Annotated in this window: 21 protein-coding genes; 20 read left to right on the forward strand and 1 reads right to left on the reverse strand. The window is 70.9% G+C overall.

What is annotated here, in order from left to right; genetic code table 11:
* Nucleotides 1-47 precede the first annotated feature (47 nt).
* The 11 genes from lepB (H4687_RS33180) (at nt 48) to H4687_RS33230 (ending at nt 9754) form a co-directional block, all read left to right on the forward strand.
* The gene (gene lepB / locus H4687_RS33180) at nt 48-776 is read left to right on the forward strand and encodes a signal peptidase I (protein WP_046917015.1); all 729 of its coding nucleotides are present in this window, start codon (nt 48-50) and stop codon (nt 774-776) included.
* The gene (gene lepB / locus H4687_RS48180; protein WP_046917016.1) at nt 769-1899 is read left to right on the forward strand and encodes a signal peptidase I; all 1131 of its coding nucleotides are present in this window, start codon (nt 769-771) and stop codon (nt 1897-1899) included. Before lepB (H4687_RS33180) ends, lepB (H4687_RS48180) begins: the two co-directional genes overlap by 8 nt.
* Nucleotides 1865-2755, forward strand: coding sequence for a signal peptidase I (lepB, locus tag H4687_RS33190; RefSeq protein ID WP_046917017.1), 891 nt, complete (start codon nt 1865-1867; stop codon nt 2753-2755). Before lepB (H4687_RS48180) ends, lepB (H4687_RS33190) begins: the two co-directional genes overlap by 35 nt.
* 79 nt (nt 2756-2834) lie before the next feature.
* Nucleotides 2835-3581 (forward strand): signal peptidase I, encoded by a 747-nt coding sequence (gene lepB / locus H4687_RS33195; protein ID WP_046917018.1) that lies wholly within the window; start codon nt 2835-2837, stop codon nt 3579-3581.
* On the forward strand, nt 3571-4086 hold the full coding sequence (locus tag H4687_RS33200) for an NUDIX hydrolase (RefSeq protein ID WP_046917019.1): 516 nt from the start codon (nt 3571-3573) through the stop codon (nt 4084-4086). Before lepB (H4687_RS33195) ends, H4687_RS33200 begins: the two co-directional genes overlap by 11 nt.
* Before the next feature lie 56 nt (nt 4087-4142).
* Entirely contained in the window at nt 4143-4451 is a 309-nt protein-coding gene (locus tag H4687_RS33205) for a DUF2469 domain-containing protein (protein WP_005311352.1), read from the forward strand.
* Between the two features lie 128 nt (nt 4452-4579).
* Nucleotides 4580-4945 carry a YraN family protein gene (locus tag H4687_RS33210; RefSeq protein WP_046917020.1) on the forward strand — a complete coding sequence of 122 codons (366 nt, stop codon included), beginning with the start codon at nt 4580-4582 and terminating at the stop codon, nt 4943-4945.
* Entirely contained in the window at nt 4945-6567 is a 1623-nt protein-coding gene (locus H4687_RS33215; protein ID WP_046917021.1) for a YifB family Mg chelatase-like AAA ATPase, read from the forward strand. Before H4687_RS33210 ends, H4687_RS33215 begins: the two co-directional genes overlap by 1 nt.
* Before the next feature lie 55 nt (nt 6568-6622).
* Nucleotides 6623-7783, forward strand: coding sequence for a DNA-processing protein DprA (gene dprA, locus H4687_RS33220; protein WP_225966900.1), 1161 nt, complete (start codon nt 6623-6625; stop codon nt 7781-7783).
* A 272-nt stretch (nt 7784-8055) separates the two neighbouring features.
* Nucleotides 8056-8892, forward strand: a complete 837-nt coding sequence (gene whiG, locus H4687_RS33225; RefSeq protein WP_020114085.1) for an RNA polymerase sigma factor WhiG — start codon at nt 8056-8058, stop codon at nt 8890-8892.
* Between the two features lie 304 nt (nt 8893-9196).
* On the forward strand, nt 9197-9754 hold the full coding sequence (locus H4687_RS33230) for a TetR/AcrR family transcriptional regulator (protein WP_050398715.1): 558 nt from the start codon (nt 9197-9199) through the stop codon (nt 9752-9754).
* A gap of 129 nt (nt 9755-9883) precedes the next feature.
* Here H4687_RS33230 and H4687_RS33235 read toward each other — a convergent pair whose 3' ends face one another.
* Nucleotides 9884-10495, reverse strand: a complete 612-nt coding sequence (locus tag H4687_RS33235) for a M23 family metallopeptidase (RefSeq protein WP_050398717.1) — start codon at nt 10493-10495, stop codon at nt 9884-9886.
* Between the two features lie 273 nt (nt 10496-10768).
* Between H4687_RS33235 and rpsB the strand changes: the two genes are divergently transcribed.
* The 9 genes from rpsB to H4687_RS33280 all read left to right on the forward strand — a co-directional run bounded on the left by rpsB (nt 10769) and on the right by H4687_RS33280 (nt 20947).
* Nucleotides 10769-11695 (forward strand): 30S ribosomal protein S2, encoded by a 927-nt coding sequence (gene rpsB / locus H4687_RS33240; RefSeq protein ID WP_046917404.1) that lies wholly within the window; start codon nt 10769-10771, stop codon nt 11693-11695.
* 159 nt (nt 11696-11854) lie between these two features.
* A complete protein-coding gene (gene tsf / locus H4687_RS33245) occupies nt 11855-12691 on the forward strand; it encodes a translation elongation factor Ts (protein ID WP_005479786.1) in 837 nt (278 codons plus the stop codon).
* 195 nt (nt 12692-12886) lie between these two features.
* The gene (pyrH, locus tag H4687_RS33250) at nt 12887-13648 is read left to right on the forward strand and encodes a UMP kinase (protein ID WP_013000392.1); all 762 of its coding nucleotides are present in this window, start codon (nt 12887-12889) and stop codon (nt 13646-13648) included.
* 155 nt (nt 13649-13803) lie between these two features.
* The gene (gene frr / locus H4687_RS33255; RefSeq protein WP_045561444.1) at nt 13804-14361 is read left to right on the forward strand and encodes a ribosome recycling factor; all 558 of its coding nucleotides are present in this window, start codon (nt 13804-13806) and stop codon (nt 14359-14361) included.
* The gene (locus H4687_RS33260) at nt 14361-15488 is read left to right on the forward strand and encodes a phosphatidate cytidylyltransferase (RefSeq protein ID WP_097249290.1); all 1128 of its coding nucleotides are present in this window, start codon (nt 14361-14363) and stop codon (nt 15486-15488) included. The genes frr and H4687_RS33260 overlap by 1 nt, the downstream gene beginning before the upstream one ends.
* Before the next feature lie 195 nt (nt 15489-15683).
* On the forward strand, nt 15684-16790 hold the full coding sequence (gene rlmN / locus H4687_RS33265; RefSeq protein ID WP_046917402.1) for a 23S rRNA (adenine(2503)-C(2))-methyltransferase RlmN: 1107 nt from the start codon (nt 15684-15686) through the stop codon (nt 16788-16790).
* A gap of 343 nt (nt 16791-17133) precedes the next feature.
* The gene (locus H4687_RS33270; protein ID WP_046917401.1) at nt 17134-18210 is read left to right on the forward strand and encodes a thiamine ABC transporter substrate-binding protein; all 1077 of its coding nucleotides are present in this window, start codon (nt 17134-17136) and stop codon (nt 18208-18210) included.
* Nucleotides 18186-19913 carry an ABC transporter permease gene (locus tag H4687_RS33275; RefSeq protein WP_179860001.1) on the forward strand — a complete coding sequence of 576 codons (1728 nt, stop codon included), beginning with the start codon at nt 18186-18188 and terminating at the stop codon, nt 19911-19913. The genes H4687_RS33270 and H4687_RS33275 overlap by 25 nt, the downstream gene beginning before the upstream one ends.
* Nucleotides 19913-20947 carry an ABC transporter ATP-binding protein gene (locus H4687_RS33280; protein WP_046917399.1) on the forward strand — a complete coding sequence of 345 codons (1035 nt, stop codon included), beginning with the start codon at nt 19913-19915 and terminating at the stop codon, nt 20945-20947. Before H4687_RS33275 ends, H4687_RS33280 begins: the two co-directional genes overlap by 1 nt.
* Nucleotides 20948-21020: the final 73 nt, after the last annotated feature.

Genomic DNA, 21020 nt, shown 5'->3' on the forward strand with positions numbered 1-21020 from the left:
GCGTCACCGAAGGTCGTCACAGCGGGGCCGGATACGATCTGGCCCCGATGGACACCGACGCACAGCAGCACATGGAGCGCGACCGTTCCCCTAGCCCTTCCCGCGACGAGGTCTCCGAGGAGATCTCCGACACAGGAAGGCCTGAGGAACGGTCGCGTTTCGCATGGGTGGACCGGACCACGGCCCTGGTGCCGGGCGGGAGATACACCCTGACCGTGCCGATCTGCCTGCTTTTTCTGGCGCTGTTCAGCAACTTCGTGATGCAGCCCTTCCAGATTCCCAGCAGCTCCATGGCCGACTCATTGAGGATCGGGGACCGCGTTCTCGTAAATAAGTTGGCGTACCGTTTCGGATCTGATCCGCAGCGCGGTGACGTCGTCGTGTTCGACGGCACCGGCTACTTCGGGAACGCCGACTACGTCAAGCGCGTTGTCGGCGTGGGGGGAGACCGGGTGGTCTGCTGCGACCAGGAGGGGAGGCTTGAGGTGAACGGCCGGTGGGTCGACGAGTCGTCGTTTCTGTACCCGGGCGACAGCCCGTCGAACGTACCCTTCGACGTGGTCGTCCCCGAGGGCAGACTGTTCCTCCTCGGCGACCACCGCAGTGACTCCAGCGATTCCCGCGACCATCTGGGTTCGCCCGGCGGTGGCATGGTCCCCCTCGACTCCGTGATCGGCAGGGCCGACTGGATCGCCTGGCCCGCCGGCCACTGGACGCGTCTGGACCGTCCGGGCGCCTACGCGCGGGTGCCCGCCGCCGGTGGTGCGCATGGGTAACCGGGGCAGGCCCCGCGGTGCCGCTCCCACCACCGCCGCCGAGAACCTGCTGCCCACGGGTCTGCGGCGGTCCGGCGGGGCCGCCCGGCCGAGCCGGGTGGAGCGGCGCAGGCTCGCCCGCAAGATCAAGCGGCGCAGGCGTCGTTCGGCGGTCAAGGAGATCCCGCTCCTCGTCGGCGTCGCCGTCCTCATAGCCCTGGTCCTGAAGACCTTCCTCGTCCAGGCGTTCGTGATCCCGTCGGGATCCATGGAGCAGACGATCCAGATCGGCGACCGCGTCCTGGTCGACAAGCTCACGCCCTGGTTCGGCTCCGAGCCCACCCGCGGTGACGTCGTCGTCTTCAAGGACCCGGGCGGCTGGCTGGAGGACGAGCAGACCACCGCGTCCGGCGAGGACCCCGTCGTCATCAAGCAGATCAAGGAAGGCCTGCAGTTCATCGGACTCCTTCCGTCCGACGATGAGCAGGACCTGATCAAGCGGGTCGTCGCGGTCGGCGGCGACACCGTCAAGTGCTGCGACACCCAGGGACGCGTCACGGTCAACGGCATGCCGCTGGACGAGACGGCGTACATCCACCCCGGCAACCAGCCCTCGACACAGCAGTTCCAGGTGACCGTGCCCCAGGGCCGGCTGTGGGTGATGGGCGACCACCGGGAGAACTCCGCGGACTCGCGCGCCCACCAGAACGACGATTCGAAAACGGCGCAGTTCGGCGGTACGGTCCCCCAGGACGCCGTCGTGGGCCGTGCCGTGGTCATCGCCTGGCCGGTCGGCCACTGGGGGCAGTTGGAGGAGCCGGACACGTTCTCGGCCGTGCCCGGCGGGTCGACCACCGCCCTCGGCGCTTCGCATAGGGTGGCGTCCGCGGATCGAAACGGATTGATCCCTCTCCCGACCCCTGCGGAACTCCCGCTCGTTATGGGAGTGGTGGGCCTGCACCGGCTGTGGCGCGGGCGGCGGTACGGAGTGAGGAGTGGATGTGGGGGATTTGGCGGTCGGCGCACGGTCCGGACACGGTGGTTCCGAAGATCGGCCGGAGCGATCCGACGAGGCGGTTTCCCCGGCCGCGGAGAACGTGGAGGGCGCCGTGAGTTCCGAGGGTTCCGCCGACTCCGGGAATGACTCCCCGGGCCCGGCGGACGGTGGCGAGTCCGCCCGGACCTCGGCCGACGACGGAGACCAGCAGGCGAGGCCCAAGAAGAAGCAGCGCTCCTTCTGGAAGGAGCTGCCGATCCTGGTCGGTATCGCGCTGGTGCTCGCCCTGCTGATCAAGACCTTCCTGGTGCAGGCGTTCTCCATCCCGTCCGACTCGATGCAGAACACCCTGCAGGAGGGCGACCGGGTCCTGGTCGACAAGCTCACCCCGTGGTTCGGCTCCGAGCCCGAGCGCGGCGAGGTCGTCGTCTTCCACGACCCGGACGGCTGGCTGAACGGCGAGCCGACCCTGGAGCCCAACGCCGCGCAGCGCGTCCTCGGCTGGATCGGCCTGATGCCGTCCGCCGAGGAGAAGGACCTCATCAAGCGGGTCATCGGCGTCGCCGGCGACACGGTGGAGTGCAACGGCACGGGCCCGCTCAAGGTCAACGGCAAGGCGCTGAACGAGCCGTACGTGTACCCGGGCAACACCCCCTGCACCGTCGACGACACCGGCGGCCAGTTCAAGGTGAAGGTACCCGAGGGCAAAATCTGGGTCATGGGCGACCACCGGCAGAACTCGCTGGACTCCCGCTACCACCAGAACGACAGCAACAAGGGCATGGTCCCCGTGAGCCAGGTCGTGGGCCGCGCCATCGTGGTCGCCTGGCCGCCCACCCGCTGGTCCACGCTGCCGATCCCCGACACCTTCGACCAGAACCTGAGCGCCGCCGCACCCGGCGCGCTCGGCCTCGCGGGCGCGGTGCCGCTGGTGCTGTGGCGCCGGCGCCACCTTCTGGCCGCCGAAAGCCCGAGGGTTACTGGCACGCGTACCGCCGGGTAGGGTGCCGTCCCAGATCGCCGATCTTCCACGGCCCGCGAGGGGCCGGGACGGTCGATTCTCCGACCTGGGGAGCACTGGGATGAGCGGGACGGCACATCGTACGGACGAGGGCCACGGACGGCTCGGCAGCAAGCTGTCGGGACTGGCCGTGGCCCTCGGCTGTGTGCTTTTCATGGGCGGCTTCGTCTGGGGCGCGATCCTCTACGCCCCCTACACGGTGCCCACCGACTCCATGTCCCCCACCATCACCTCCGGGGACCGCATCCTCGCCGAGCGGGTCGACGGCGCCGAGGTCAAGCGCGGCGACGTGGTCGTCTTCCGGCAGGAGACCTGGGGCAACACCCCCATGGTCAAGCGGGTCGTCGCGGTCGGCGGGGACACGGTCGCCTGCTGCACCGACGGCAGGCTGACCGTCAACGGCAAGAAGATCGACGAGGGCTATCTGCCTCCGGGCGAGGACGCCGAGCTGACCGGCATCCCCGAGATCACCGTCCCCAAGGGCCGGCTGTTCCTCCTCGGCGACGAGCGCAGCGGTTCGCTGGACTCCACCGCCCACCTCACGGAGGCCGGCAACGGCACGGTGCCGCGTGCCCACGTGGACGCGCGCGTGGACGCCGTGGTCTGGCCCATGGAGGGCATGCTGGCCCGCCCCACGGGCTTCGAGAAGCTCGGCGGGCTCTCCTCTCCCGGCCCGCTGCGGCTGATCACCGCCGCGCTGATCGTGGGCATGGCGCTGGTCCTGGGCGGAGGGGCCTACGGACCCGTCGCCAAGCGGCTCGGCGGCCGTGGCCGCAGGACGCAGTCGGAGCCGGCCGTTGTCGGCTGAGGACACCTACGAGGGCGGGCTGCGACGGGTGGCCCGGGTGATCCTGCTGGATCCCCGGGAGCGCATCCTGCTGCTGCACGGGCACGAGCCGGACGATCCGGCCGACGACTGGTGGTTCACGCCCGGCGGCGGCGTGGAGGGCACGGAGACCCGTGAGGAGGCCGCCCTGCGGGAACTCGTGGAGGAGACCGGGATCACGGACGTGGAGCTGGGGCCCGTGCTCTGGCGGCGGCGTTGCTCCTTCCCCTTCGCCGGGCGTCGCTGGGACCAGGACGAGTGGTACTACCTGGCGCGGACCACCGATACGCGCCAGGTCCAGCCCCTCGACGGGAGCCTCACGGAGCTGGAGCGACGCAGTGTCGCCGGAGCACGCTGGTGGACGTGCGGGGAACTGGCCCGGGCGCATGAGACGGTGTACCCGACCAGACTCGCCGAACTGCTTCGCACACTGCTCGACGAGGGTCCCCCGGCCAGACCCGTGGTCCTCGACACCGAAATCGTCTAGGTGCTCGCGGGACTGGCGCACAATGGTGGGATCGCACGGCTGAAGGGGAACATGCCATGAGCGCCGAGGACCTCGAGAAGTACGAGACCGAGATGGAGCTGAAGCTCTACCGGGAGTACCGCGATGTCGTCGGTCTGTTCAAATACGTGATCGAGACCGAGCGGCGTTTCTACCTGACCAACGACTACGAGATGCAGGTGCACTCGGTCCAGGGTGAAGTGTTCTTCGAGGTGTCGATGGCGGATGCCTGGGTGTGGGACATGTACCGGCCGGCTCGGTTCGTGAAGCAGGTGAGGGTGCTCACGTTCAAGGACGTGAACATCGAGGAGCTGAACAAGAGCGATCTGGAGCTGCCGGGCAGCTGACGGGTCCTCGGGGGCGGTGGGCCGCCATCCGTGTGGGTGACGAAGTTGTCCACAATCGGTTGGTTGTCCACCAAGATCCGCCGGCGGACTGATCTGCCCTCAGTGTTGGCGCCGGAGGTGGTGCCGACATGAACAAGGCACGAGGTGCACTCGGAAGGTACGGCGAGGAGCTGGCCGCACGGCGGCTGGCCGAGGCCGGGATGACGGTCCTGGAGCGCAACTGGCGCTGTGGAAGGACCGGCGAGATCGACATCGTGGCCCGCGACGGGGACGCGCTGGTCGTCTGCGAGGTGAAGACCCGCAGGGCCGGCTCCTTCGAGCACCCGATGGCGGCCGTCACGACCACCAAGGCACAACGGCTGCGCGGCCTCGCCGAACGCTGGCTCCAGGAACACGGGGGGAGCCCACCGGGCGGCGTCCGCATCGACGTCGTCGGCGTCGTCCTCCCCGTCCGCGGCGCCCCCCTCGTGGAGCATGTCCGGGGGGTGGCGTGATGGGATTCGCCCGCACGTGCTCCGTGGCCCTCGTGGGTGTCGAGGGCGTCGTCGTCGAGGTCCAGGCCGACCTGGAACCGGGAGTGGCGGCCTTCACGCTGGTGGGGCTGCCGGACAAGAGCCTGACGGAGAGCAGGGACCGGGTCAGGGCGGCGGTGGTCAACTCGGGCGCCGAGTGGCCGCAGAAGAAACTGACGGTGGGGCTCAGTCCCGCCTCGGTCCCGAAGGCCGGCAGCGGATTCGACCTGGCGGTCGCCAGCGCGGTCCTCGGCGCCTCCGAGCGGATCGACCCGCGGGTGCTCTCCGACATCGTGATGATCGGAGAGCTGGGACTCGACGGCCGTATCAGGCCGGTACGGGGGATCCTGCCCGCCGTGCTGGCCGCCGCCGAAGCCGGATACGAGCAGGTGGTGGTGCCCGAGTGCGCCGCAGCCGAGGCCTCGCTGGTGCCCGGCGTCTCGGTACTGGGCGTACGCACCCTTCGGCAGCTGATCGCCGTGCTGGCGGACGAACCGGTGCCGGACGAGGAGCCCGACGAGGGCCGCCCGGACCCCCTCCTGGCGGGCCTTCGGCTGCCCGGCACGGGGGCGGCCACCGGCATGCACACCGCGGGAGCCGCCCAGCAGGACCTGGGCCACGACCTCGCCGACGTCGTGGGCCAGCTCGCGGCGCGGACCGCCGTGGAGGTGGCGGCGGCGGGCGGACACCACCTCTTCCTGGAAGGCCCGCCGGGCGCGGGCAAGACGATGCTCGCCGAGCGGCTGCCGGCCGTCCTGCCGAAGCTGTCCCGGGAGGAGTCGCTGGAGGTCACGGCGGTCCACTCGATCGCCGGTCTCCTGCCGGTGGGGAAACCGCTGGTGGACGAGGCGCCCTACTGCGCCCCGCACCACTCGGCCACGATGCAGGCACTCGTCGGCGGCGGCCAGGGCACCGCACGGCCGGGCGCGGTCTCCCTGGCCCACCGTGGGGTCCTCTTCCTCGACGAGACCCCCGAGTTCGGCAGTCAGGCCCTGGACGCCCTGCGGCAGCCGCTGGAGGCGGGGCACATCGTGATCGCACGCAGCGCGGGAGTGGTCCGCTTCCCGGCGAAGTTCCTGATGGTGCTGGCCGCGAACCCCTGTCCCTGCGGCCGCTTCTCGCGGACGGACGACCTGTGCGAGTGTCCGCCCGCGTCCGTCCGCCGCTACCAGGCCCGGCTCTCCGGGCCGCTGCTCGACCGGGTCGACCTGCGGGTCGAGATCGACCGCGTCACTCGGTCCGAACTGACCCGGCGCGGCGCCCGGGGCGAGTCCACGGCGACCGTGGCCGACCGGGTGCGCGCGGCCAGGGAACGGGCGGCCGGACGTCTGCTCGGGACGCCCTGGCGGACGAACAGCGAGGTGCCGGGGCGTGAACTGCGCAGCCGGTGGCACGCGACCCCGGGTGCGATGGACGAGGCCGAGCGCTGCCTGGAACGGGGAGTGCTGACCGCGCGAGGCCTGGACCGGGTGCTCCGCGTCGCCTGGACCGTCGCGGACCTCGTCGGCCACGACCGCCCGGACGCGACGGACGTCAACCTGGCCCTGCAACTGCGCACCGGTGTCCCGCGCGGCGTGCCGATGGCGATCGGGGCGCTGACATGAGGACGGCGGACCCGGGCTCGTCGACGGGTGCGCCATGACCGGCGGGGGGTGCGCCATGGCCGGCAAGGGCCCGCCGGATGCCGAGCGGCGCGACCGGGCCTTCCTGGCCCGGGTCCTCGAACCCGGGGACGAACTCGGTGGGCGGTGGCTACGGCAGTTCGGCGCCGGGGAACTGGTGCGCAGCCTCTCCGACGGCGGGCGCCCCCTGCCGGGCGCCTCGGAGAAGCGGTGGGCGGGGCTGTGCGCCCGCTCCGGCCGCGCCGACCCCGAAGGGGACCTGGCCACCGCGCGAGAGTCCGGAGTCCGGTTCCTCGTGCCCGGGGACACCGAGTGGCCCGGGCAGCTCGATGACCTAGGGGACGGGCGGCCCGTGGGGCTGTGGGTGCGGGGGAAGGCCCATGTGCGGATGTGGGCGCTGCGGTCGGTGGCCGTGGTGGGGGCGCGGGCCTGCACGGAGTACGGGGCCCATATGGCGGCCACACTGGGGGCGGGGCTGGCCGAGCGGGGGTGGGTGGTCGTGTCCGGCGGCGCGTACGGCGTGGACGGGGCCGCGCATCGCGGGGCGCTCGGGGCCGGTGGGGCGACGATCGCCGTGCTGGCCTGCGGGGTGGACCGGCCGTACCCGAGAGGGCATGTGCAGTTGATCAGCCGGATCGCCGAACAGGGTCTGGTGGTGGGGGAGTTGCCACCGGGTGAGCATCCGACGCAGAGCCGCTTCATTCTGCGCAACCGGGTCATCGCCGCGCTCACCCGGGGGACCGTGGTCGTGGAGGCGGCCTACCGCAGCGGCGCGCTGGTCACGGCACGGGCGGCGCAGCGGCTGGGCCGCATCACGATGGGTGTCCCGGGCCCCGCGACCTCGGCCCTCTCGGCAGGGGTGCACGAACTGCTGCGGGGCGAGGCCGCGCTCGTGTCCGATGCCGCCGAAGTCGTCGAGCTGGTGGGCGACATGGGCGAGCTGGCGCCCGATCGACGTGGGCCGGTGCTCCCCCGTGACCTGCTGGAACCCGGCGCGCGGCAGGTCCTCGCCGCGTTGCCGGGGCGGGGGGCCGCGGCCGCCGACGAGGTCGCCCGGGGCGCGGGCACGACCGTCGACGACGCGGTCGGGAGGCTGTACGAACTCCGCGCACTCGGATACGTCGAACGACACGGCGACGGCTGGAAGTTGACACGCCAGGCGATGATCTCCGTCTCACCGGATCGCGGACGAAGTTGACCGAGGGTGTTCGGCCGTCCGGGGGAACGCCGACAGCCTTGCGGTTTCCGGCAGTTGGCCTTTCGCGCCGGTCACACTGCGCGACCACCCGAGCCCCGCGCGTCGTCCAGCGGAACGTATCTGCGCACGGGCGATCCGCCGGCCTTCGCGCACTGCGACTCCTCAGTCACGCTACGCTCACGAGGATTCCGACTCAGGACAGGCAACTCGGCATCAGACGGACAGCTCACCCAGGCATCCCCAGTTCACGGCAGAACGGCACAAGGCGACGAATGCCCCAGCACACCTCCGGGTCTGACCGGGCGGCGGTACCCTCCGCCGCTCGCGGCACCGTGCGCCCGCCCGCCCCCTCGACACTCGACGAGTTGTGGCGGACGTACAAGACGAGCGGCGACGAGCGGCTGCGCGAGCAGCTGATCCTGCACTACTCACCGCTGGTGAAGTACGTCGCGGGACGGGTGAGCGTCGGGCTGCCGGCCAACGTCGAGCAGGCCGACTTCGTCTCCTCCGGGGTCTTCGGGCTCATCGACGCGATCGAGAAGTTCGACATCGACCGCGAGATCAAGTTCGAGACGTACGCGATCACCCGGATCCGCGGCGCCATGATCGACGAGCTGCGTGCGCTGGACTGGATCCCCCGTTCGGTACGGCAGAAGGCGCGCAACGTGGAGCGGGCCTACGCCACCCTGGAGTCACGGCTCAGACGCACCCCGAGCGAGGGCGAGGTCGCCGCCGAGATGGGGATCGCGGTCGACGAACTGCACGCGGTGTTCAGCCAGTTGTCGCTGGCCAACGTGGTGGCGCTGGAGGAGTTGCTGCACGTCGGGGGCGAGGGCGGTGACCGGCTGAGCCTGATGGACACGCTGGAGGACACCGCCGCGGACAACCCGGTCGAGGTCGCCGAGGACCGCGAGCTGCGCCGCTTCCTGGCGCGTGCCATCAACACGCTGCCGGAGCGGGAGAAGACCGTCGTCACCCTGTACTACTACGAGGGGCTCACCCTCGCGGAGATCGGGAACGTGCTGGGGGTCACCGAGAGCCGGGTGAGCCAGATCCACACGAAGTCGGTGCTGCAGCTGCGGGCGAAGCTGGCGAGTTTCGGCCGTTGACCTGGTTGGGCGCGGTGCGGTGCGGTGAGCTGCGGTGCGGTGGGGACGGGGTCCGGTGGTTGGCGATCGGCGATCGGCGACCGGCCATTGGCGACCGCGACGGGCGACTGCGGCCGACAACCGGCGACCGCGACCGGCGACCGGGTCCGGCGATCGGCGTCCGGCGATCCGATGCCCGACGACAAGCGACCAGCGACCGTGGGTGTCCAGGGCGCTTCCGTCGGGGCCGGCCGGGGGAAGGCACTCCCGTGGGCGGCGGTCCGTCCGTAGAGTGGTTTACGTGCCAAGGATTCGAGCGGCCTCCGTGGCCGAGCACCGGTCGATGCAGCGAGCCGCCCTGCTGGACGCGGCACGATGCCTGTTGTCCGAGGGCGGGACGGAGGCGCTGACCTTCCCGGCGCTCGCCGAGCGCACGGGTCTGGCGCGGTCCTCCGTGTACGAGTACTTCCGGTCGCGGGCCGCCGTGGTCGAGGAGCTGTGCGAGGTCGACTTTCCCGTCTGGGCGGCGGAGGTCGAGGCGGCGATGGGCGCGGTCGAGCGGCCCGAGGGCAAGGTCGAGGCGTACGTCCGCAAGCAGTTGGAGCTGGTCGGGGACCGGCGGCACCGGGCCGTGGTGGCGATCTCGGCGAGTGAGTTGGACGCCGGGGCGCGGGAGAAGATCCGGGCCGCGCACGGTGGGCTCGTCGCGATGATCGTGGAGGCGCTCGCGGCCCTCGGACAGGAGGAGCCCCGGCTGGCCGCGATGCTCTTGCAGGGGGTCGTGGACGCGGCTGTGCGGCGTATCGAACTGGGTGCCGCCGAGGATCCCACCGTGGTCACCGAGGCGGCCGTGGGGATGGCTCTGCGGGGTGTGCGGGGCTGAGCCCTCGCGGTTCGGTGCCCTCTGCCTGGGCCAGGAAGGGCAGGTTGCCCGTCGGCGCCGTGGGGTGCCGTCCGCCCACTCGTGCCGTCCGCCCACTCGTGCCGCCCGGGGCTGAGGTCGGCCGGGCGGCTACCCGGGCACCGGCAGCAGGCGTGACGGGCCCCTGCGCAGCAGCCACGGCGGCAGCAGCGACAAAGGATCCAGGTAGGTCTCGCCCCTGCGCAGACCCCAGTGGAGGCATGCCGTCGGGCAGTGGGAGGGGGCGGGCTCCAGGGTGCCCAGGAGGGTGCCCGCGGTCACCTCGTCGCCCTTCTTCACCGTGGTCCGGACCGGTTCGTAGGTCGTGCGCAGAGGCGGATCGCCGGTGCCGGTCAGTTCGACCGTGACGACTCCCCGGCCCGCCACCCGGCCGGCGAAGAAGACGCGGCCCGCCGCCACCGCCCGCACCGGGGAGCCGGCCGGGGCGGACAGGTCGACGCCCCGGTGCCCTCGCGCGTAGGGGGTGGGCGGCGGTTCCCAGGCGCGGACCACCAAGGGGCGCAGGCCCACCGGCCAGACGCGGCCCACGCCCGGGACGGGCTCCCCGGGTACGGGATCACCGGACACGGGTGGCCCCGGGGCGGCCCGCGGCGCCGTCGTCCAGGCCGTGGCCAGGAGGATCGTCGTCAGGCACAGCAGCAGGATCGTCCACACACCGGCAGATCGGCGGACCGTTCGCTCATGGGTCGTCTCGTCGGACATGGGAGAAGCGTCCCGCGCACCGGGCGATCACGGCCGGGATCTGTGGAGTACCGGCCGGTTGTGGATATCGGCGTCACCCGGGGCCTCGCGGGTCCCGTACACTTCTGGTGGCGATCCGGGTCACCGGGTCGACTTCGCACGCCCCGGTACGAGGCCCGTCTGTGGTCCGTATCAGCGCCCCTCGGTCCCTAGTGGCAACGGCGCAACGCGGGCGTCAGGCGCGGGAGCCGTCCGGTTCCCGCGGCACAACCGAGCAAATCAAGGAGAACGGCCATGGCCGTCGTCACGATGCGGGAGCTGCTGGAAAGCGGCGTCCACTTCGGTCACCAGACCCGTCGCTGGAACCCGAAGATGAAGCGCTTCATCTTCACCGAGCGCAACGGCATCTACATCATCGACCTGCTCCAGTCGCTGTCGTACATCGACCGCGCCTACGAGTTCGTCAAGGAGACCGTCGCCCACGGCGGCACGGTCATGTTCGTCGGCACGAAGAAGCAGGCGCAGGAGGCGATCGCCGAGCAGGCGACCCGCGTCGGCATGCCCTACGTCAACCAGCGCTGGCTGGGCGGCATGCTCACCAACTTCTCGACCGTCTACAAGCGTCTGCAGCGCCTCAAGGAGCTCGAGCAGATCGACTTCGAGGACGTCGCCGCGTCGGGTCTCACCAAGAAGGAGCTTCTCGTGCTCTCGCGCGAGAAGGCCAAGCTGGAGAAGACCCTCGGTGGTATCCGCGAGATGTCCAAGGTGCCCAGCGCCGTCTGGATCGTGGACACCAAGAAGGAGCACATCGCGGTCGGTGAGGCCCGGAAGCTCAACATTCCGGTCGTCGCCATCCTCGACACCAACTGCGACCCCGACGAGGTCGACTACAAGATCCCGGGCAACGACGACGCGATCCGCTCCGTCACGCTGCTCACCCGTGTGATCGCCGACGCGGTCGCCGAGGGCCTCATCTCCCGCTCCCGGGTCGCCACCGAGGGCAAGGGCGACAAGGCCGCGGGCGAGCCGCTGGCCGCGTGGGAGCGCGACCTGCTCGAGGGCGAGAAGAAGGCCGACGAGGCTCCGGCCGCCGCTGAGGCTCCGGCTGCCGCCGAGGCCGCTGCCGAGGCTCCTGCCGAGGCTCCCGCTGCCGAGGCTCCCGCCGCCGAGGAGGCCCCGGCCGCCGCCGAGGCTCCGGCCGCGGACGCCGAGCAGGCCTGACCTTCACGGTCGTAGCGCTGTCGGGACGACGGCGGGTGGCGCCGAGCGCGCCACCCGCCGTTCACCCGCAGCCCGTAGATCTTCGGCGGGCGCCGGCCCTACGAGCGGCGGCGGACGCCGACTTCGAGACTTCGAACTCCGAGAAGAGATTCACAGATCATGGCGAACTACACCGCCGCCGACGTCAAGAAGCTCCGTGAGCTCACCGGCGCCGGCATGATGGACTGCAAGAAGGCGCTGGACGAGGCCGATGGCAGCGTCGACAAGGCCGTCGAGGCCCTGCGCATCAAGGGCCAGAAGGGCGTCGCCAAGCGCGAGGGCCGCTCCGCCGAGAACGGCGCCGTGGTCTCCCTCATCGCCGACGACAACACCTCCGGTGTCCTGGTCGAGCTGAAGTGCGAGACGGACTTCGTCGCCAAGGGCGAGAAGTTCCAGGCCGCCGCCGCAGCGGTCGCCGAGCACGTCGCCAAGACCTCCCCGGCCGACCTGGAGGCCCTGCTCGCCTCCGAGATCGAGGCCGGCAAGACCGTCCAGGCGTACGTCGACGAGGCCAACGCCAACCTCGGCGAGAAGATCGTCCTCGACCGCTTCGCGCAGTACGCCGACGGTTTCGTCTTCGCGTACATGCACCGCACCATGCCCGACCTGCCCCCGCAGATCGGTGTCCTGGTCGAGCTGGACAAGGCCGACGCCGCCGTGGCCAAGGGCATCGCCCAGCACATCGCCGCCTTCGCGCCGAAGTACCTCTCCAAGGAGGACGTGCCGGCCGAGGTCGTCGAGTCCGAGCGCCGCGTCGCCGAGGAGACCACCCGCGCCGAGGGCAAGCCCGAGGCCGCCCTGCCGAAGATCGTCGAGGGTCGCCTCAACGGCTTCTTCAAGGACGCCACGCTGCTCGGCCAGCCGTACGCGCTGGACAACAAGAAGTCGGTCCAGAAGGTCCTGGACGAGGCCGGTGTCACCCTGAAGCGCTTCACGCGCATCAAGGTCGGCATCTGAGTCCGTTACGCGACGGGCGCCCGGCCCCGATAGGGTCGGGTGCAGTCGTTCGCGTACGCCGCCCCGTGCGCGCGTGACGCGATGCGGACGACAGCAGATCTGACGAGGAGGCCATTGCCGAGCATGGGATGCGAACACCACCCCACCGGCAATGGCCTTCTTCGTATGTGCGACACGTGAAGAGGCGAGATCTCCATGACCACCAAGCCCGAGAAGAGCGACGTACGCAAAGCGGACCGCGGACGGTTCATGCTGAAGCTGTCCGGAGAGGCGTTCTCCGGGGGCGGTGGCCTCGGCGTCGACCCCGACGTGGTGCACGCGATCGCCCGTGAGATCGCGGCCGTCGTCCGTGACGGCGCGGAGATCGCGGTCGTCATCGGCGGCGGCAACTTCTTCCGCGGCGCCGAGCTGCAGCAGCGCGGCATGGACCGGGCCCGCTCCGACTACATGGGCATGCTCGGCACGGTCATGAACTGCCTCGCCCTCCAGGACTTCCTGGAGAAGGAAGGCATCGACAGCCGCGTCCAGACCGCCATCACCATGGGCCAGGTCGCCGAGCCGTACATCCCGCTGCGCGCCGTGCGCCACCTGGAGAAGGGGCGCGTGGTCATCTTCGGTGCCGGTATGGGCATGCCCTACTTCTCCACCGACACCACCGCCGCGCAGCGCGCCCTGGAGATCGACGCCGAGGCGCTGCTGATGGGCAAGAACGGCGTGGACGGGGTCTACGACTCCGACCCCAAGACCAACCCGGACGCGGTCAAGTTCGACTCCCTCGGCTACGGCGAGGTCATCACCCGCGAACTGAAGGTCGCCGACGCCACCGCGATCACGCTCTGCCGCGACAACAAGCTCCCGATCCTCGTGTTCGAGCTTCTCAAGGAGGGCAATATCGCGCGGGCCGTCAAGGGTGAGAAGATCGGCACTCTCGTGGGTGATCAGGGAAGCCGGGCCTGACCGGGTCCTTCCCCTGCCCGGGGGACGGGGCCTGACCGGGGGATGGACAATGTCCTGCCGGTCGGGAACCGTGCAGGAACAAGACGCGACGCAGCCGGCCGCCGACCAGACCAAGGACAGCTGCCGGGCCTACTCAAGACACGCAGGAGCAAGTGGTGATCGAAGAGACCCTCCTCGAGGCCGAGGAGAAGATGGAGAAGGCCGTCGTCGTCGCCAAGGACGACTTCGCCGCGATCCGCACCGGTCGTGCGCACCCGGCGATGTTCAACAAGATCGTGGCCGACTACTACGGTGCGCTGACGCCGATCAACCAGCTGGCCTCGTTCTCCGTGCCGGAGCCGCGCATGGCCGTGGTGACCCCGTTCGACAAGACCGCCCTGCGCAACATCGAACAGGCGATCCGCGACTCCGACCTCGGTGTCAACCCGAGCAACGACGGCAACATCATCCGCGTGGTGTTCCCCGAGCTGACCGAGGAGCGCCGCCGCGACTACATCAAGGTCGCCAAGAGCAAGGCGGAGGACTCCAAGGTGTCCATCCGCTCGGTCCGCCGCAAGGCCAAGGACGCGATCGACAAGCTCGTCAAGGACGGCGAGGTCGGCGAGGACGAGGGCCGTCGTGCGGAGAAGGAGCTCGACGACACCACGGCGAAGTACGTCGCCCAGGTGGACGAGCTGCTCAAGCACAAGGAAGCGGAGCTCCTCGAGGTCTGATGAACGACTCTTCCTGGGGCGCGCCGCCACCAGCCGGGTACTGGGCGCCGACCGACCGGGGACCTGTCCAGGGGCATGCCCCGGCGGGTCCCCCGTACGATGCGGCTGAGAGCCTGCATCCGATGCAGACTCAGCCCATGCCCATCGTGCCCGACGTACCCGCGCATGGCGGGAACCAGGACGACGACCGGGGGGCGGCTCGGCAGGCCGGCCCCCCGTTCCGTGACGAGACGCCGTCGGCGCACCCCTATGGGGAGGCGCCGCAGAAGCCGGAGCCCATGCCCCACGCCCCGCAGCCCGCCCCGCCGAAGAAGAGCGCGGGCCGTGACCTGGGCGCCGCCATAGGAGTCGGCGTCGGTCTCGGCGTGGTCATCGTCGCGTCGCTGTTCATCGTCAAGGCGGCCTTCGTCGGCGTCATAGCGGTCGCCGTGGTGGTGGGTCTGTGGGAGCTCACCTCACGCCTGCAGGAACGCAAGGGCATCAAGGCACCCCTCGTACCGCTCGCGGTCGGCGGGGCGGCCATGGTCGTCGCCGGGTACGTGCGCGGGCCCGAGGGCGCCTGGGTGGCCATGGCCCTCACCGCGCTCGCCGTCCTCGTCTGGCGGATGACCGAGCCACCCGAGAACTACCTCAAGGACGTCACGGCGGGGGTATTCGCGGCCTTCTACGTGCCGTTCCTCGCCACGTTCGTCGCGCTCATGCTCACCGCCGACGACGGGCCGCAGCGGGTCATGGTGTTCCTGCTGCTGACCGTGGTCAGCGACACGGGCGCGTACGCCGTCGGCTGGCGCTTCGGCACGCACAAGCTCGCGCCGCGCATCAGCCCCGGCAAGACCCGAGAGGGACTGCTCGGCGCGATCGCCTTCGCCATGGTCGCGGGCGCGCTGCTCATGGAGTTCGTCATCGACGGCGGAGCCTGGTGGCAGGGCCTGCTCCTCGGCCTCGCCGTCGCGGCGAGCGCCACGCTGGGCGACCTCGGCGAGTCCATGATCAAGCGGGACCTCGGCATCAAGGACATGGGCACGCTGCTGCCGGGCCACGGCGGCATCATGGACCGCCTGGACTCCCTCCTGCCGACGGCACCCGTGGTGTGGCTGCTGCTGGTGCTGTTCGTGGGCTCCGGCTGACGGGCCGACCGTACGCACGAGACGCGAGTGGGCCCCTGCTCTGGTTCGCCAGGGCGGGGGCCCACCGCTGTTGCCGTTCGGGGCGCGGTCGGGCCGGGCGGGACGGGCGGCGCAGGCAGCCGCGGGCGAGCGGGATCCCGCGGGCCGCACCGGCGGGGCGGGCCACTGCAGTGGATCTGCGACACTGGGTGGGTTATGCCGAAGCCCGGAGAACTCACATTCGTCGCCCCCCGCGGAGCCAAGAAGCCGCCGCGGCATCTTGCTGATCTTTCGCCTGTGGAGCGTAAGGAGGCTGTTGCCGCGATCGGGGAGAAGCCGTTTCGCGCCAAGCAGCTCTCGCAGCACTACTTCGCGCGGTACGCGCACGACCCGGAGCAGTGGACCGACATCCCCGCCGGGGCGCGGGAGAAGCTGCGGGAGGCGTTGCTTCCGGAGCTGATGACGGTCGTGCGGCATCTGTCGACCGACCAGGAGACCACGCGCAAGACGCTGTGGCGGCTGTTCGACGGGACGCTCGTCGAGTCGGTGCTGATGCGGTACCCGGACCGGGTGACGATGTGCATCAGTTCTCAGGCCGGGTGCGGGATGAACTGTCCGTTCTGCGCCACCGGGCAGGCGGGGCTGGACCGGAACCTGTCCACCGCCGAGATCGTCCATCAGATCGTCGACGGGATGCGGGCGCTGCGGGACGGAGAGATCCCGGGTGGACCCGCGCGGCTCTCCAACATCGTCTTCATGGGGATGGGCGAGCCGCTCGCCAACTACAACCGGGTCGTCGGCGCCATTCGCCGGCTCACCGACCCGGAGCCGGACGGGCTGGGGCTGTCACAGCGCGGCATCACGGTGTCGACGGTCGGGCTGGTGCCCGCCATCCACCGGTTCGCCGACGAGGGGTTCAAGTGCCGGCTCGCCATCTCCCTGCATGCGCCGGACGACGAACTGCGCGACACCCTCGTCCCCGTGAACACGCGGTGGAAGGTACGTGAGGTCCTCGACGCCGGGTGGGAGTACGCGGCCAGGTCCGGGCGCCGGCTGTCCATCGAGTACGCGCTGATCCGGGACATCAACGACCAGGCGTGGCGCGGTGACCGGCTGGGCCGGCTGCTCAAGGGCAAGCCGGTGCACGTGAACCTGATTCCGCTGAACCCCACTCCGGGGTCCAAGTGGACCGCCTCCCGGCCCGAGGACGAGAAGGCGTTCGTCGAGGCCATCGCCGCCCACGGCGTGCCGGTGACCGTCCGGGACACCCGGGGGCAGGAGATCGACGGGGCGTGCGGGCAGCTGGCGGCCACCGAGAGGTGAGAGGCCGGGGAGACCCCGACCGGGACGCAGACCCCGACCGGGGCGGAGACCCCGACCGGGGCCAGGAGCGAGCAGGAGCAGCTCGTGGCCACCGGCAGGAGTCGGAATCCGGCCACGGGGTACTCTGACCCCCGTACACACATCTTCATATTCCGACAGGGGAGCGCCACAGCGCTGAGAGTGCGGCAAGCGGGCCGCAGACCCTCTGAACCTCGCCCAGGTCATTCTGGGTAGGAAGTTCGGTCATCACTCAAGCTGTTGCGCCCTGCCCGGGTGCCTTCGCCAGTTCCGGAGGCACCCGGGCAGGGCCGCGTCTCTTCCTGGTCACTCCAGGAGGAATCCAGTGCACATCAGAACGTTCGTCGCCGCGGCCGTCGGACTCGGGCTCGTCACGCTGTCCGCGTGCGGCTCCTCGTCCGACGACACCGGGTCGGGCGGCTCCAGGACCGTCACGCTCGTCAGCCACGGCTCCTTCGCCTACTCCAAGGGCGTGCTGAAGGCGTTCGAGAAGGAGTCCGGGTACAAGGTCAAGGTCCTCAAGAGCGGGGACGCGGGGCAGGCCGTCAACCAGGCGATCCTCACCAAGGACAACCCGCAGGGCGACGTCTTCTTCGGCGTCGACAACACGCTGCTCTCCCGCGCGCTCGACAACGGCCTCTTCCAGCCGTACGAGGCGAAGGGACTCGACAAGGTCGGCGCCGCGTACCAGCTGGACAAGGCCGAGCACCGGGTCACGCCCATCGACTCCGGTGACATCTGCGTCAACTACGACAAGGCGTACTTCAGCGAGAAGAAGATCGAACCGCCCACGTCGTTCGACGATCTGGTCAAGCCCGAGTACAAGGACCTCCTCGTCACCGAGAACGCCTCCACCTCCTCGCCCGGGCTCGGCTTCGTCCTCGGTACAGCCGCCCGGTACGGGGACGACGGCTGGGAGGGCTACTGGAAGAAGCTCAAGGCCAACGGCGTGAAGGTCGTCGACGGCTGGGAGCAGGCGTACTACCAGGAGTTCTCCGGGTCGACGGACGGCAGGAAGGCCGGAGGTGACCGGCCGCTCGTGGTGTCGTACGCGTCCTCGCCGCCCGCCGAGGTCGTCTACGCGAACCCGCGGCCGAAGACCGCGCCGACCGGGGTCGCCGAGGGCACCTGCTTCCGGCAGATCGAGTTCGCGGGGCTGCTGAGCAACGCGAAGAACGCCGAGGGCGGCAAGGCGCTGATCGACTTCCTGATCTCGAAGAGGTTCCAGGAGGACATGCCGCTCAACATGTTCGTGTACCCGGTGGTCGAAGGCGCCTCCGTGCCCGCCGAGTTCACCGAGTACGGACCCGCGGCGAAGGACCCCGAGACCATGGCGCCGAAGAAGATCGCCGAGAACCGTGACCAGTGGGTCAAGTCGTGGACCTCGCTCGTACTGAAGTAGCGAAGACGTCGGCCGGGACCGCGCCGCGCGGACCCCGTCGGTCGGGGAGCGCGGCGCGGCTCGGGCTCATGGCGCTGCCGGTCGCGTTCTTCGGGGTGTTCTTCGCCCACCCCGTCGCCGCGATCGTGGTGCGCGGGCTCAAGGACGGCGGGACCTGGGACCTCGGGCGGATCGGGGAGGTACTGGGGGACTCCGGGATCCGGCACGTGCTGTGGTTCACCACCTGGCAGGCGTTCGTCTCGACCGCGCTCACGCTGCTGATCGCACTCCCCGGCGCGTATGTCTTCGCGCGCTTCGATTTCAGGGGCAAGGACCTGCTGCGGGCGGTCGTGACCGTGCCGTTCGTGCTGCCGACCGTGGTCGTCGGTACGGCTTTCCTGGCCCTGGTGGGGCGGGGCGGGCTGCTCGACGAGGTGTGGGGCGTACGGCTGGACACCACGGTCTGGGCCATCCTGCTCGCGCATGTGTTCTTCAACTACGCGGTGGTCGTACGGACCGTGGGCGGGCTGTGGGCGCAGCTCGACCCCCGACAGGAGGAGGCCGCGCGGATGCTCGGGGCGTCCCCGTTCGCGGCCTGGCGGAGGGTGACGCTCCCGGCGCTCGCGCCCGCCGTGGCCGCCGCCGCCCTGATGGTCTTCCTCTTCACCTTCACCTCGTTCGGGGTGGTGCAGATCCTCGGCGGCCCGACCTTCTCGACGCTGGAGGTGGAGATCTACCGGCAGACCTCGGAGATCTTCGACCTGTCGGCGGCCGCCGTGCTGACGCTCGTGCAGTTCGTCGCCGTCGGGCTGATCCTCGCCGTGCACGCGTGGACCGTACGGCGGCGGGAGACCGCGCTGCGGCTGGTGGACGCCACGCTCACGGCCCGGCGGCCGCGCGGAGCCGGGCAGTGGGCGCTGCTGGGCGGGGTGCTCGTCACCGTCGTCGTGCTGATCCTGCTGCCGTTGAGCGTGCTGGTGCAGAGGTCGCTCGACGCGCCCGGATTCGGCTACTACACGGCGCTGACCAGCGACGACGGCGGGATCTTCCTGGTGGCGCCGATCGAGGCGGTGGGCAACTCGCTCCTGTACGCGCTCGTCGCGACCGGCATCGCCCTGCTGGTCGGCGGGCTCGCCGCCGCCGCGCTCACCCTCCCCGACTCCCGGCGTCGTCCGCACGGGGGGACCCCCACGGCCGGCCGCCTCGTCCGGGGCTTCGACGCGCTGCTCATGCTGCCGCTCGGGGTGTCCGCGGTGACCGTCGGCTTCGGGTTCCTGATCGCGCTGGACGAGCCGCCGCTGGACCTGCGGTCGTCCTGGATCCTGGTGCCGCTCGCCCAGGCCCTGGTGGGCGTCCCCTTCGTCGTCCGGACCATGCTGCCCGTGCTGCGGGCGGTGGACGAACGGCTGCGGGAGGCGGCGGCCGTGCTGGGGGCGTCGCCGTGGCGGGTGTGGCGCGAGGTCGACCTGCCGCTGGTGCGGCGGGCCCTGCTGATCGCGGCCGGCTTCGCCTTCGCCGTCTCGCTCGGGGAGTTCGGGGCGACCGTGTTCATCGCGCGCGCCGACAACCCCACGCTCCCGGTGGCCGTGGCACGGCTGCTCGGCCGTCCCGGTGATCTCAACTACGGCCAGGCGATGGCCCTTTCGACGATTCTGATGGTGGTGTGCGCGGTGGCCCTGCTGGTGCTGGAGCGCCTGCGTACCGATCGCACGGGGGAGTTCTGATGTTGCTCGGGCTTGAGGGCGCGACCGTACGGTTCGACGGGCGGGCCGTGCTCGACGCGGTCGATCTGGAGGTCGCCGAGCACGAGATCGTGTGTGTGCTGGGGCCCAGCGGCAGCGGCAAGTCGACGCTGCTGCGGGTGGTCGCCGGGCTGCAACCGCTCGACGGCGGGCGGGTGCTGCTGGCCGGGAACGACCAGGCGGGTGTGCCCGCGCACAAGCGGGGTGTCGGCCTGATGTTCCAGGACCATCAGCTCTTCCCGCAGCGCGACGTCGCCGGGAACGTCGCCTTCGGTCCCCGGATGCATGGCGCGGCGAAGAGCGAACGTGCCCTACGGGTGCGGGAGTTGCTGGAGCTGGTCGGGCTGCCCGGAGCGGCCCGGCGGCCGGTCGGGGAGCTGTCCGGCGGTGAGCAGCAGCGGGTCGCGCTGGCCCGGGCCCTCGCCCCCCACCCCCGGTTGCTGATGCTCGACGAGCCCCTCGGCCAGCTGGACCGCTCGCTGCGGGAGCGGTTGGTCGTCGAACTGCGGCAGCTGTTCGCGGAGTTGGGCACGACCGTGCTGGCGGTCACGCATGACCAGGGTGAGGCGTTCGCGCTGGCCGACCGGGTCGTGGTGATGCGGGACGGACGGATCGCCCAGTCCGGCACGCCTCTCGACGTGTGGCAGCGGCCGGCCGACGAGTTCGTGGCCCGATTCCTCGGCTTCGACAACGTGGTCGAGGCGACCGTGACCGGGGCGGCCGCGGACACGGCGTGGGGCAAGGTGCCGGTGCCGGAGGGCTCGCCGCAGGGGGCGTGCACGCTGCTCGTGCGGCCCGCCGGGGTGCGCCTGGTCGACGCGGCGGACGGGCTGCGCTGCACCGTCACCGCGCGCACCTTCCGGGGCACCCATGTCGCCGTGCACCTCCAGCCCGAGGGCGCGCCGCGCCTGGAGGCGGCGTGCGGGCTGCGGGACGCGCCGGCGCTCGGGGAGCGGGTGGGCGTGAGCTTCGACGTGACCGAGATCGTCGTGCTGGGGGCCGGCCCGACCGCGTAGGCAGGCGCGCCGTGGCGATGCGTGGGAGAACGAGCGTGTGGCCCGTGCCCCTCCGAGAGGGGCACGGGCCACG

Source organism: Streptomyces stelliscabiei (assembly GCF_014873495.1).
Lineage (GTDB): Bacteria > Actinomycetota > Actinomycetes > Streptomycetales > Streptomycetaceae > Streptomyces > Streptomyces bottropensis.